General features: G+C 72.8%; 11 protein-coding genes and 1 tRNA gene. 3 read left to right on the plus strand and 9 right to left on the minus strand.

What is annotated here, in order from left to right; all coding sequences use genetic code 11:
* Nucleotides 1–299: 299 nt before the first annotated feature.
* From ACIRVF_RS37765 to ACIRVF_RS37780, 4 genes are all read right to left on the minus strand, one after another.
* Nucleotides 300–373 (minus strand) — tRNA-Pro (locus ACIRVF_RS37765).
* 138 nt (nucleotides 374–511) lie between these two features.
* Complete coding sequence (locus ACIRVF_RS37770) at nucleotides 512–1855, minus strand: MFS transporter (protein ID WP_402828666.1); 1344 nt, start codon at nucleotides 1853–1855, stop codon at nucleotides 512–514.
* 109 nt (nucleotides 1856–1964) lie between these two features.
* A complete protein-coding gene (locus tag ACIRVF_RS37775) occupies nucleotides 1965–2753 on the minus strand; it encodes a DUF1684 domain-containing protein (RefSeq protein WP_402828669.1) in 789 nt (262 codons plus the stop codon).
* A 271-nt stretch (nucleotides 2754–3024) separates the two neighbouring features.
* Entirely contained in the window at nucleotides 3025–3909 is an 885-nt protein-coding gene (locus ACIRVF_RS37780; protein ID WP_402828672.1) for an acyl-CoA thioesterase, read from the minus strand.
* 346 nt (nucleotides 3910–4255) lie between these two features.
* Here ACIRVF_RS37780 and ACIRVF_RS37785 point away from each other — a divergent pair, with 346 nt between their 5' ends.
* A complete protein-coding gene (locus ACIRVF_RS37785) occupies nucleotides 4256–4867 on the plus strand; it encodes an alpha-ketoglutarate-dependent dioxygenase AlkB (protein ID WP_402828717.1) in 612 nt (203 codons plus the stop codon).
* 124 nt (nucleotides 4868–4991) lie between these two features.
* On the opposite strand, the gene ACIRVF_RS37790 is transcribed toward ACIRVF_RS37785, so the two are convergent.
* Nucleotides 4992–5411, minus strand: coding sequence for a transglycosylase family protein (locus ACIRVF_RS37790; RefSeq protein ID WP_402828675.1), 420 nt, complete (start codon nucleotides 5409–5411; stop codon nucleotides 4992–4994).
* A gap of 160 nt (nucleotides 5412–5571) precedes the next feature.
* Nucleotides 5572–6354, minus strand: coding sequence for a transglycosylase family protein (locus tag ACIRVF_RS37795; RefSeq protein WP_402828678.1), 783 nt, complete (start codon nucleotides 6352–6354; stop codon nucleotides 5572–5574).
* A gap of 594 nt (nucleotides 6355–6948) precedes the next feature.
* Here ACIRVF_RS37795 and ACIRVF_RS37800 point away from each other — a divergent pair.
* Nucleotides 6949–7857, plus strand: a complete 909-nt coding sequence (locus ACIRVF_RS37800) for a hypothetical protein (RefSeq protein WP_402828681.1) — start codon at nucleotides 6949–6951, stop codon at nucleotides 7855–7857.
* A gap of 199 nt (nucleotides 7858–8056) precedes the next feature.
* Entirely contained in the window at nucleotides 8057–8713 is a 657-nt protein-coding gene (locus tag ACIRVF_RS37805; RefSeq protein WP_402828684.1) for a hypothetical protein, read from the plus strand.
* A 211-nt stretch (nucleotides 8714–8924) separates the two neighbouring features.
* Here the strand turns inward: ACIRVF_RS37805 and der are convergent, their stop codons facing one another.
* The 3 genes from der to ACIRVF_RS37820 all read right to left on the minus strand — a co-directional run bounded on the left by der (nucleotide 8925) and on the right by ACIRVF_RS37820 (nucleotide 12815).
* Nucleotides 8925–10379: a ribosome biogenesis GTPase Der gene (gene der, locus ACIRVF_RS37810; protein ID WP_402828687.1), complete on the minus strand. Its 1455-nt coding sequence runs from the start codon at nucleotides 10377–10379 to the stop codon at nucleotides 8925–8927.
* 162 nt (nucleotides 10380–10541) lie between these two features.
* The gene (cmk, locus tag ACIRVF_RS37815; protein ID WP_402828689.1) at nucleotides 10542–11255 is read right to left on the minus strand and encodes a (d)CMP kinase; all 714 of its coding nucleotides are present in this window, start codon (nucleotides 11253–11255) and stop codon (nucleotides 10542–10544) included.
* A 108-nt stretch (nucleotides 11256–11363) separates the two neighbouring features.
* Nucleotides 11364–12815, minus strand: a complete 1452-nt coding sequence (locus ACIRVF_RS37820; protein WP_402828692.1) for a DUF4419 domain-containing protein — start codon at nucleotides 12813–12815, stop codon at nucleotides 11364–11366.
* Nucleotides 12816–12828 lie beyond the last annotated feature (13 nt).

The following is a 12828-nucleotide window of genomic DNA, read 5'->3' on the forward strand; positions in this document are numbered from 1 at the left end:
GACAAACCTGCGCGAATCAGTCGCCACTGAGTAAGATCGCCTATGGAGCGCGTCAAGCCGACGACAGCAGGTCACCCGTCCAGGAGGGCCGAGCTCCTCCGGCTCCGAAGCACCACGCTTGACCATCCGGCCACAACTCCAGCCTGGCTACGGCGAGTTGTCCACCGCCACCTGCCACCAGGCTGCGTTCCCAGGCCGGTCAGGGCGCGACCACCATGCGACCACCACCCCGCGACACGCACAAAAAGGCGCTCCCATCATTTCGATGGAAGCGCCCTCCGACCTGCGAAAACTCGCGGTCGGGACGACAGGATTTGAACCTGCGACCCCTTGACCCCCAGTCAAGTGCGCTACCAAGCTGCGCCACGTCCCGTGGTCTCGGCGCCGTGCGGCGGGGCCTGGGGGGCTCTGCCGGGTGGCTTCTCGACCTTGTCTCCGGTTGTCCCGGCGACGTGGAAAACAATACAGCACGTCGGGGGGTGCTCGCTGCCAGGTATCGGGGTGGGGGTGGTCAGGGGGTGGGGTGGCGGGCGTCGTAGGTGAGGAAGGCGGGGCGGCGGGCGGCGAGGAGGAGGACGCAGGCGACGCAGGCGAGGCCGCCGGTGATCACGGAGGTGGCGGGGTTGCTGAGGGCGGCGACGGCGCCGGACTCGAAGTCGCCGAGGCGGGGGCCGCCGGCCACGACGACGATGAAGATGCCCTGGAGTCGGCCGCGCATCTCGTCGGGGGCCGCGACCTGCATCATCGTGTTGCGGAAGATCATGCTGACGGTGTCGGCGCAGCCGGCCACCGCGAGCAGCAGCAGGCCGAGCCAGAGGTTGTGGAGCGCGCCGAAGGCGGCGATGGCGAGGCCCCAGGCGGAGACGGCGGCGAGGATCGCGACGCCCTGGCGGTGGACCCGGCCGACCCAGCCGGAGAAGAGGGCGCCGATCAGGGCGCCGACGGCCGGGGCGGAGACGAGCAGGCCGACGGTGCGGGCGTCGCCCGCGTAGAACGTGACGGCGATGGCCGGGAAGAGGGCGCGCGGCATGCCGAAGATCATCGCGGCCAGGTCGGCGAGGAAGCTGGTGCGCAGGTTGGGCTGCTCGCGCAGGAAACGCAGGCCGTCGAGGACGGAGGCGCGGCCCTTGCGTTCGCCCTGGGGCCGCATGGCGGGCAGGCGCCACATGGCGTAGAGGGTGCCGGCGAAGGCGACGGTGTCGACGAGGTAGGCGGCCTGGGCGCCGAAGGCGCCGATCAGGACTCCGCCGAGCATCGGGCCGACGGTGAGGCCGAGGTTCATGCTGACGGTGTTCAGGGCGTTCGCCGCCGGGAGCTGGTGGGCGGGGACCAGCCGGGGGATCATCGCCGAGCGGGCGGGCGAGCTGAGTGCGAAGAACCCGGCCTGGAGGGCGACCGCCGCATAGAGGACGGCCACCAGGCCGAGCCCGGCCAGGGCCTGGGCGGCGAGCAGGGCGGAGACCGCGGCCAGGCCGGCCGAGCCGATCAGACCGAGCTTGCGGCGGTCGACGGTGTCGGCGATGGCGCCGCCGTACAGGCCGAAGGCGACCAGCGGGAAGAGCGAGAACAGGCCCACCAGGCCGGTCGCGAAGGCGGAGCCGGTCAGGTCGTAGACCTGGACGGAGACGGCCACCGCGGTCATCTGCTGGCCTATGGAGGACACCGCCTGGCCGGACCAGACCCGGCGGTAGTCGGGGTGCTCGCGCAGCGGGCTGAGGTCGGCGAAGGCCCTCCGGTACCAGGGAAGGTCCGCCGGGCCGGGGGAAGCGGCCGGGGAGGGGGAAGGGGCCGGAGAGGTGGCAGAGGAAGGGGCGAGGGCGGGGGCCGGGGCTTCAGGGGGTTGGTTGGTCGTCACAACGGTCCATGGTTGCTCCGGCCTCCGCCGGTACCGACACCGGGTCCGGCTCTGCCCGCCCGCCGACCGGGCTCCGCGCCCGATCGGCCGACGACGCCGCTCCCGCGCCCTACCTGCTCAGCACCTGCTTCTCCCCTGCCTCCACCGCGAAGTCCAGCCGGTTGCCCGGCGGCGGGAACGGGCAGATGAAGTGGTCCGCGAAGGCGCAGGGCGGCAGGTACGCCCGGTTGAAGTCGAGGACGGTCCGGCCGTCCCCGTCGGGTGCCGGCAGGGTGATGAAGCGGAACCGGTAGGTGTCGATCCCGCTGGTGGCGTCCGCGATGACGCCGGTGAGGCGCTGCCCGGCACGGCTGACGGTCAGCGTGCGGTGCTCCCCGGCCACGGTGAACTCGATCGTCCCGGTGACCGCCAGCGGGCGGTCCTTGCCGTCCGCGTTCGCGACCAGCACCGACTGCCCTTCCTCCTCGAAGGGGGTGTAGACGGCGGGTACGGCCCACTCGGGCGCGTACGGATAGGCGGCGATGCCCGCGAAGCGCGCCCGGCCGGGCGAGGAGGGGTCGAAGACCCGCAGGGCGAGCTCGCCCTCCCGCTCGATCGGGACGAGCAGCAGCTCGCCCAGGGTGGCGGTGTCGGCGGCCGGGTCGGTGTCCGGGCGCAGCAGCACCTCGCCGTCCACCAGGCCGTCGGTGCCGTCGACGGTGATGCCGTCGGCCGCCGCGGCCCGCACCCGGACGCCCTCGGCGTCGGCCCACCACCGGCCGGGCAGTCCCGGGACCTCGACCGGTTCGGGCTCCAGCCAGTGCGTGCCGGTGAGGGCGAGCTGGCCGTGCGGCGCGCTCACCGACGCCGCCCGCCGGTCACTCCAGTGCTTCCAGTCCTCCGCGGCCGTCGCCGTCATCGGTCAACCCTCCCGGTCCGGTCCGCGGACGGCCCGCCGTTCGAGCCGTCCGTCTCGGTCATCCTGCACACTCGGTCATCCTGCACAACGCCGTGCGCCGGTACGGATCATTCCCCGGCCTCGGCAAGCCGCCGATTCCGCAAGGAGACTGCAAGGAGCCCGTAAGACACCGCAGCACACGGCAAGGAGCCGCAAGCAGACCGCAACACGGCGGCAGTGCGGCGGCAAGCAACACGGCGGCCGGGACATCGGCCCTCAGTTCCTCGGCCCCTCAGTTCGTCGGCCCCTCAGCCCCTGAGCCCTTCAGTGGCCGGAACAGGCCCTCCTGCACCACCGACACCACCAGCTGCCCGTTACGGTCGAAGATCTGCCCGCGCGCCAGGCCGCGAGCGCCGTGGGCGATCGGGGACTCCTGCTGGTAGAGCAGCCAGTCGTCGGTCCGGAACGGACGGTGGAACCACATCGCGTGGTCCAGCGAGGCCATGTCGAAGTGGCGGGTGCCCCAGAGCGGCTCGACGGGGGCGCGGACGGCGTCCAGCAGCGTCATGTCGCTGGCGTACGTCAGGGCGCAGACGTGGATCAGCGGGTCGTCGGGCAGCGGACCGTTGGTGCGCAGCCAGACACCGCTGCGCGCCTCCACGTCCACCAGTTCCTCCTTGTTCCAGCGCAGCCGCTCGACGTAGCGGATGTCGAAGGGCTGGCGGCGGCTGATGAAGGGCGGCAGCTCGCCGAGCCGGGACCCGACCTCGTCCAGCGCGCTGGGCAGGCCCTCGGGCGCCGGGACCGACGGCATCGGGTACTGGTGCTCGATGCTGCCCTCTTCCGGTCTGTGGAAGTCGGCGGTCAGCGAGAAGATCGACCGGCCGCCCTGGATGGCGAGCACCCGGCGGGTGGTGAAGGTGCGGCCGTCGCGGATCCGGTCGACCTGGTAGACGATCGGCACGCCGGGCACCCCGGGCCGCAGGAAGTACGCGTGCAGCGAGTGGACGGGGCGCTCGCCCTCGACCGTGCGCCCCGCCGCGACCAGCGCCTGCCCGGCGACCTGCCCGCCGAAGGTGCGCTGCAGCGCCTCCTCGGGGCTGCGCCCCCGGAAGATGTTGAGTTCGATCTGCTCCAGGTCCAGCAGATCGACGAGGTCGTCGACGGGGGTACCCATGCGCGCGCTCCCTCTCGTGATTCCGATCGAGTTCTCCAGCTCATTCGAATTCTCCGGCGACCCGGGTCATTCCCGCTCACCGGCCCCGAGCGACCGATTCACTCGAACGTGAAAACGAGTGGACAGGTCGACGAACGGCCGAGCACCCTCGAATCGCCCCTGGGGCAGGGCAGAGCAGGAAGCGAGAAGCAGGAAGCAGGAGGATGGGGAGGTGATCCAGGGTGACTTGTTCGACGATCAACCCGACGACCGGCCCGACGGCCAGCCCGACAACCGGCCCGGCGGTCTCCCGGGCGCGGGCGGCCGGGCCGAGCGGGTACGGTCCGAACCCGCCCCCGGAGCCGTCCTGCTCCCCGGCTGGCTGGACCCCGCCGCGCAGCTCCGGCTGGTCGCCGCCTGCCGGGAGTGGGCCCGGCCGCCCGCCGGGCTGCACAGCGTGCGGATGCCCACCGGCGGGGTCATGTCGGTACGGATGGTCAGCCTCGGCTGGCACTGGTACCCGTACGGCTACGCCCGCGTCGCCGAGGACGGTGCCCCGGTCAAGCCGTTCCCGGCGCTGCTCGGGGAGCTGGCCCGACGGGCGGTGGCGGAGTCCTACGGTGACCGGGTCGGGGAGATCGCGGGCGCGACGGCGTACGAACCGGACACCGCGATCGTCAACCACTACCCGCACGGCGCGAAGATGGGCCTGCACCAGGACCGCGACGAGCGCGCGAACGCCCCGGTGGTCTCGCTCTCGCTGGGCGACGACTGCGTCTTCCGGCTCGGGAACACCGCGACCAGGACCCGGCCGTGGACCGACCTGGAGCTGCGCAGCGGGGACCTGCTGGTCTTCGGCGGACCGGCCCGGTTCGCGTACCACGGGGTGGTCCGGACGCTGCCGGGGACGGCGGATCCGTCACTCGGGCTGGTGGGACGGCTCAATGTCACGGTCCGGCAGTCCGGCCTGAGCGCATAGGAGGCGAGGAGCGCAGTAACCGAGCGACCCAAGAGATAAGGCGGCCAGGAGCCGAGCAGCGCAGGAGACAAGGGGCCCGCGGGGCCCAGGACCCGAGGAGCACAGGACCTGAGGAGAGGAACGCCTACCCCAGCAGCCCCAGCTGCCGCGCGCAGGACGGCCAGGCCTCCCACCCCTGCTGCCGTACGATCTCCTCCCCGACCGTCGTCTGCTCCCGCCGGTTCGCGTGGTCGGGCCGGTCGGCGAAGTGGAGGCCACCGGACTCCGCCCAGGTGGGCGGCTGGATCTGCAGGCCGCCGTAGAAGCCGTTGCCGGTGTCCGCCCGCCAGTCGCCGCCGCTCTCGCAGTCGGCGAGCTCGTCCCAGACCAGGTCCGCGACCCGCGGCGCCGCGCCGGCCCGGACACCGCCCGAGACCACGACTGCCGCCACCACCACGGTCATCGCCACGGCGATCACCACCACGGCAGCCGTCGCCACCGCCACCGTGGAAGCACCCTCCCGGATCACGGCCCGGGTCGTCCGTTCCTCACTCGCATTCGGCACGGCAGCCGACCCTAGGCAGCTCGCCTCCGACCGGGCCCCCATCCGCCCCGACACGCCGGGAACGCCGCCGGCCGCTCCCCCGCGTGGCGGAGGAGCGGCCGTGGCACGAGCCGAGCGAGCCGAGCCGAGCCGAGCCGAGCGACGGTCAGCTCATCGGGTCTCAGATGCTCAGGGTCTGGCCCGGAAAGATCAGGTCGGGGTTGCCACCGATGACCTTGGCGTTGTTCTTGTACAGGTCGTGCCAGTCCAGGCCCTTCGCGGCGGCGATGGAGCTCAGCGTGTCACCGGACTTGACGGTGTAGTCGCCCTTGGCCGGCTTGGCATCGTTGGAGCCCTTCCAGGACTGGGCGCCGTTCCAGGACTTGGCGGCGTCCGCCTTCGGCGCGGCGTCGGCCTTCGGCGCAGCGGCCTTCGGCGCGTCAGCCTTCGGCGCGGCAGCGGCCTTCGGGGCGGCCGCGGCCTTGGGGGTGGCGGCCTTCGGCGCGGGGGCCTGCGCCGGCTTGGCGGCGGAGGAGCCGGCCGTGGTGTCGACGGCGGCCGGGGCGCCGCCCTTGGTCAGGCCCGCCTTGACGGAGCAGACCGGCCAGGCGCCGGGGCCCTGCGAGGCGAGGACCTTCTCGGCGACCGCGATCTGCTGCGCCTTGGTGGCGAGGTTGGCCTGCGCGGCGTAGGCGGTGCCACCGTACGCGGCCCAGGTGCTGGAGGTGAACTGCAGACCGCCGTAGAAACCGTTGCCGGTGTTGATGGCCCAGTTGCCGCCGCTCTCGCACTGGGCGACGGCGTCCCAGGTGGAGACGGGCGCGGCGGAGGCCGAGGTGGCCGTGACGAGGCCGGCCACCGGCAGGGCCGCGACAGCGGCGCCCGCCACGACGGCCATCCGAACGCGGTTGCGCTTGGTGGCGGCGGTGGTGGTGGCAGCGGCGTTCTCGTGACGGAAGGTCATGGGGTTCCTCTCGACAGCCCCGGGCGGGCATGCGGAACCAGACCCTGGAGAGGGCCGCGTTTCGCTTGCCGCGTCCGTCGGACGGCCGTGCACGTGTCGGACGTGCCGCTGCCGCCCCGGCCACCCAGCCGCTCGCCGGCGACCTGTTCGAGCGATCGCGTCGGCGGGCACCTGCCGCGCCCGGCGGGACCGGGGGGCGGTGCGTCGGGGGTGAGCCCGGGTGGCGCTCGTTGCGCCGCCAAAGAAGCTACGAGCCGGTCACCGGGGAAACCAAAACTCCACCGGTCTGCCCAGCTCAGGAGCGGGTTACCGGCGGTAACGACCATCGATTCATGACCGAAATGTCCGGTTTGGCCATTGATTCCTAGATCAAACACCGATGAGCCGTGGCCCACCTCACAGTTCCATTCCGGCAGTCCCGCCCTCGACATCGACAGATTGCGACAACGAGAACACGTGGCGCGATCGGATCAGGGGCAATTCCCGTCAGCCTCGACGGGCACCCGTGACGCCTGACACAAGGGCCCGTTGGGCATGGCGACCTCCCCGAGTCCGCCCCCCGTGACCCCAACCGCACCCATCCGAGGAGACCCTGTGCCGCGCATGCTCGACGTCAGCGACGAGGTCCGGTCCGAGATCGGCGACGACGAGGCCGACCGCCTGCTCGGCGGCGACCGCGCCCCCGACAGCTACGAATGCACCTCCTGCCGCACTCCCGGCGACACCCACGCGGAGCCCACCAGCACGGTGCTGTTCGTCGGTGACGAGACCGCCGTCCTGGCCTTCGCCCACGCCCGTTGCATTCCGTCCCAGGTCGTGCCGGTCGCCGAGGAGCAACTGGCCGGCGCCGTCCGCAGCATCAGCCAGTCCCAGCCCGCAGCGCCGAACCTGACGGCCCCTGGCCCGGACTTCGCGGTCCCCACCCCCGACTTCGCCACCCGGGACTTCCCCGCTCCGGACTTCCCCGCTCCGGACTTCGCCGTCCCCGCGCAGGGCGCCGCCGGGGCCCCGCCCCAGCCGACCGCCCCCGGGCAGGCCGCCATCCTCGGCATCACCTGCGGGCTCGTCCTGCACGGCAAGGTCGGCCACGCCGCACTGGTGGTCGAACCCACCGGCCCGGTCGGCCGCCCCGGCAGCACGTCCGGCGAGGACGAGTTCCTGGACCTGCTCCAGGACGCGGGCTTCCAGCGGGTCGGCGACCTCGACGAGACCCCGGAGCAGCTGCCCGGCTGGTCGGTCCTGGTCGCCATGGGCAAGCTGCACGCGATCCTCCAGCCCGCCGCGGCGGGCGGCAGCACCGGCTGGTGGCAGGCCCACCAGCCGCTCCAGGTCACCGACGCCTGGCGGATGGCCGCAAGCCAGCTCTCCGAGGTGACGATGTACGCCGTCCCGGCCGGCATGGTCGGCCGCCAGCCTCGTGAGGACCTGCTGCGCCAGGCGCTGGAGCGGGCGGTGGCGCTGGGTCAGGTGGTCGCCGCCTCCCTCCCGCTGGCCGGCACCTGATCCGCTCCGGCGCTTCGGACGGTGGTCGCTGACCGAACCCGGTCAGCGGCCACCGTCCGAAGAGTGCGGCACACGCCCGCCGACCCGTCCGTCATCCCGCCCGCCGTCCGCCTCCCCGGCGTCGCCCCGCCGAACGGCTCCCCGGCCCGTCCACCGAACGCCCCGCATCCCCCACCGCCCCTCACTCGTTGGCCCCTACGTGTACAGCTACGACGTCTCCGCGCCCGCCGGACGGTCCACCACCTCAGCCCGCTCGATCCCGGGCATGCGCCCGTCGTACGACGCGGAGCACCCCCACTCGACGACCCCGATCTACGACGAGCTGTACTCCGAGTACCGGCGACTGTTCCGCGCCCTGCCCGGCGACCGCTCGGGCGAGGAGAACCTGAGGTTCACGGGCTTCGCGGTCCGCGACGGTCATCCGCTGCTCGGCGAACAGCGTTCGTACTCGCACCCGCCCCAGCACCAGGCCTTCCACACCTACGCGGGCCAGCCGTCCGGCCTCCCCCAGTTCATGCCGGCGCAGTCGCAGCACACCCACACCACCAGCCACCCCGGTCCCACCACCGCCCCCGCCACCGGTGTCGGCACCGGCACCGCCACCACCAGCGACGGCGACGGCCATGGCCACGGCCAGAGTCACGGCCACGCTCCACCCCCCTCCCCCCAGTTCACCAACGGCCAGGGCTGGGTCGCCGCCGGCTACCTCGGCCCGCTCCCGCACGGGACCCCCGCCCCACCCCCAGCGCCCTCCCCGGTGCTCGGCACGGTCACCGGCCTCACCGCCCAGTCCACCGGCGGCCGCCACCGCCAGATGCTCTCGCTCCCCCCGGGCCGCGCCGGCGACCACCACTGACCCGGCCGGCAAACCCGCTGAGCCCGTAAAGCCCGTAGGCCCGGACCCGTAAAAGCCGTAAGCCCGGACCCGTAAAACCCGTAGGCCCGGACCCATAAAGCCCGAAAGGCCCGGACCCATAAAGCCCGTATGGCCCGGAAAAGCCCGAGGGCCCCGCCACCACCGGTGACGGAGCCCTCAGCCGTACCACTACCAACGACTGCTACTACTGCTACTTCTTCTTGCGCTTCTCCCGAACCCGCACCGAGATCGAGATCGGCGTCCCCACGAACCCGAACTCCTCACGCAGCCGGCGCTCGATGAAGCGCCGGTAGCCCGCCTCCAGGAAGCCCGAGGCGAACAGCACGAAGCGCGGCGGCCGGATGCCCGCCTGGGTGCCGAACAGGATGCGCGGCTGCTTGCCGCCCCGGATCGGGTGCGGGTGGGCGGCCACCAGCTCGCCGAGGAAGGCGTTCAGGCGCGCGGTCGGGATACGGGTCTCCCAGCCCTCCAGCGCGGTCTCGATCGCCGGGACGAGCTTCTCCATGTGCCGGCCGGTCTTGGCCGAGACGTTGACCCGCGGGGCCCACTGCACCTGGACGAGGTCGCGCTCGATCTCGCGCTCCAGGTAGTAGCGGCGCTCCTCGTCGAGCTGGTCCCACTTGTTGTAGGCGACGACGACGGCGCGCCCGGCCTCGACGGCCATCGAGATGATCCGGGTGTCCTGCTCGGCGAGGGTCTCGCTGGCGTCGATCAGGACGACCGCGACCTCGGCCTTCTCCAGCGCGGCGGAGGTGCGCAGCGAGGCGTAGAAGTCGGCGCCGGCGGTCAGGTGGACCCGGCGGCGGATACCGGCGGTGTCCACGAACTTCCAGGTCTTGCCGCCGAGTTCGATCATCTCGTCGACCGGGTCACGAGTGGTGCCGGCCAGCTCGTTGACGACCACCCGCTCCTCGCCGGCGACCTTGTTCAGCAGGCTGGACTTGCCGACGTTGGGCCGGCCGATCAGCGCGATCCGGCGCGGGCCGCCGGGGGCGGCGTCGCCGAAGGTCTGCGGCGGTGCCTCGGGCAGCGCGTCCATGACGGCGTCCAGCAGGTCACCGGAGCCGCGGCCGTGCAGAGCGGAGACGGGGTACGGCTCGCCCAGGCCGAGCGACCACAGGTAGGCGGCCTCCGCCTCGGTGGACGGGCCGTCGACCTTGTTGGCACACAGGACGGTCGGCTTGCCCGCCCGGCGGATGATCTTGATCAGGGCCTCGTCGGTGTCGGTGGCGCCGACGGTGGCGTCCACGACGAACAGCACCGCGTCGGCCTGCTCGATGCCCAGCTCGGCCTGGGCGGCGACCATGGCGTCGATGCCGAGGACGTCGATCTCCCAGCCGCCGGTGTCGACCACCTTGAAGCGCCGGCCGTTCCAGCTGGCCTCGTAGGTGACCCGGTCGCGGGTGACGCCCGGCTTGTCCTCGACGACGGCCTCGCGGCGGCCGATGATGCGGTTCACCAGGGTCGACTTGCCGACGTTCGGGCGGCCGACAACGGCCAGCACCGGCAGCCGGACGTGCTCGGCGCCGTCCACGCCGTCGAAGCCGTCGAGGTCGAAGCCCTCTTCGGCGGCGAGGGCCATGAACTCGGCGTAGTCGGCGGCGTCCAGCTCACCGGGGCCGGTGGCGGAGTGCTCTGCGGTCATGTTCGTCTGTTCCGTTTCCCGGCCCGGCCCTTCCCAGGGGCGTGCCGTGCGTACCTGCCCCGAGGGGGCAGCGCGATGGTTTCCGCCGCGGCGCCTCGACGGCCCGCGGTTCGTTCATTCGTTCAATGGTCGCCTGACCAGCCGAGTCGTCCAAACAGCTGATCAGACCGAGGACAGCCCCGCCCGTTCCTCCACCAGCGCGGCGATCCGGTCGATCACCTGCTCCAGGGTGAGCTCGCTGGTGTCCACCAGCACGGCGTCCGCGGCCTGGGCCAGCGGGGCCGTCTCTCGCGAGGAGTCGGCGGCGTCGCGGCGGGCGAGGTCGGCGGCCATCGCGGTGATGGTCGCCTCGTCCACTCCCTTGGCGCGCAGCTCGGCCGCCCGGCGCTCGGCCCGGGCCGCCTCGGAAGCGGTCAGGAACACCTTGACGGTGGCCTGTGGGAACACCACGGTCCCCATGTCCCGGCCCTCGGCGACGATGCCGCGCTCGGCGACCTCGGCGCAGCCGCGCTGCAGCTCGACCAGCCGGGCCCGCACCGCCGGCACCGCGGCCACGGCGCTGACCTGCGCCGTCACCTCGGGGCCCCGGATCGGGCCGGAGACGTCCCGGCCGTCCACGGTGATGGTCGGACCGTCGGCGTCCGTACCCGACACGATGACGGGCTTGCCGCACGCGACGGCCACCGCCTCCGCGTCGGTCACGTCGACGTCGTTGGCCAGCATCCACCAGGTCATCGCCCGGTACATGGCGCCGGTGTCCAGGAAGCTCAGGCCCAGCCGGGCGGCGACCGCCCGCGAGACGGTCGACTTGCCGGAGCCGGAGGGTCCGTCGATGGCGACGACGACCGGGGCGTGCGCTCGGTCGGCAGTGTCCACGGGGCGAACCTCTCTCTGAGCATGGAAGCCGGCGCCTGCGCGGGCGGACGGCCGGGGATTGTCTCCCTCAAGGTTAATGGACCGCCGCCGCGCCCCGTCCCGGGCCGGTCACCACCCCATCCCGGGCAGGACGTCCGCCAGCTCCGGTCCGGGCCCGGGCTCGCAGCCGATGACGCCGTCGCGCGGGTTCATGGTCCCGACGTACCACGGCCCGTCGGCGTCGAGCCGCGAGACGCAGCCGATCCCGAAGCGGATCAAGGCGATCGGTCGGCCCAGCTCCGCGCCGTTCAGCCCGTCCACGGCACGGATCCCCTCGGTACTGACCAACCGGGCGCCCTCCGCCCCGCTGACCTCCCGCACCCGCTCGATCGTCCACCCCTCCGGCAGCTGCGCTGCCGCCAGCTCGGCCTGCTCGGCCGCCGGGTCCACGGGCTCCCGCACGACCTCCAGCACCACGTTCCCGAGCCGGGGCCGCACGTACTCGCCGTCCCGCTCGATGCCGAGCACCCCGCCGAGGAAGACCATCGACCGCACCCCGCCCGGCGTCTGCCACCGGAACGGCACCTTCGACACGTGCGAGGGGAAGGCGTTCTCGGTGAACCGCGCCGGGCCCGTCTCCACTGTCCGCCGCTTCCAGGTCCGTCGCGTCGCCCGCCAGTTGAAGTCCGTGCGCGGCTCCGGCCCGGCCCCGGTCTGGGTGTGGGCGAAGAAGGCGGTGATCCACCCCGAGACGAAGTCCCCGCCGGACTCCGACTCCCACTTGTACAGCGAGCGCCAGAACTCCTCGTCCACCGGCCCGCCCGCCGCCGTCGCCGCGATCTCCGCCAGCACCCGGCGCAGCTCGGCGAACCACGGCCCGAGCGGCTCGAACCAGTCCGCGAGCTCCCCGACCCGCGCCGCCAGCAGCGCCCAGTCCTCGGCCGTGCCCTCCAGCCGGACCTTCGGGATGCCGCACAACGAGCTCCAGAGGAACTCGTAGTACGGGCTGACCACGTCCATCAGCGCCACCAGCGCCGCCGAGACGTCGTCCGGCGTGGTCGTCGAGAAGGTCGGTTGGAACAGCTCCACCAGCTCCGGCCCGATCGCCTCCGCCAGCGGCTCCCGGACCAGTCGGATCGACCGCGCCCAGTCCGCCTCGGCACTCAGCAGGCTGTCGTCCCTGACCTCGACGGTCCGCTTCTGCCCCGGGGTGGCGCTGAACAGGCCCTCGTACCGCTCCGCGTTCAGCCGTACGTGCACCGCGACCTCGTGCACCACCGCGTACCAGAGGACGTCCGGCGACAGGCTCAGCGGGAGGTGCTCCGCGAAGGCGGTGTGCGCGGCGCGCAGCAGCAGGCTCCAGGTCGGCTCCGGCGCCCCCCGCCGCGGAGCCTCCTCCTGGGGCAAGGCCAGCAGCGTGTCCGTGCTGCGGTGGAACACGGTGAACTCCCCGCCGACCACGGCCGCCAGGAACGCGTCGTTCCCGACGACGTCCAGCCGCGCCACGGCGCCCGGTTCCTGCCCGTCCCCGAGCCCGATGTCGACGACCACGGCGTCAGCGCGCACAGCGTCAACGACCACGGGCCCACCGATC

The organism is Kitasatospora sp. NPDC101157 (assembly GCF_044768255.1).
Classification (GTDB): Bacteria; Actinomycetota; Actinomycetes; order Streptomycetales; family Streptomycetaceae; genus Kitasatospora.

Bases quoted from the DNA above. Each gene is read 5' to 3' on its own strand.
- ACIRVF_RS37775 (WP_402828669.1), bottom strand. From the start codon at position 2,753: ATGACGGCGACGGCCGCGGAGGACTGGAAGCACTGGAGTGACCGGCGG.
- ACIRVF_RS37780 (WP_402828672.1), bottom strand. From the start codon at position 3,909: ATGGGTACCCCCGTCGACGACCTCGTCGATCTGCTGGACCTGGAGCAG.
- ACIRVF_RS37795 (WP_402828678.1), bottom strand. From the start codon at position 6,354: ATGACCTTCCGTCACGAGAACGCCGCTGCCACCACCACCGCCGCCACC.
- der (WP_402828687.1), bottom strand. From the start codon at position 10,379: ATGACCGCAGAGCACTCCGCCACCGGCCCCGGTGAGCTGGACGCCGCC.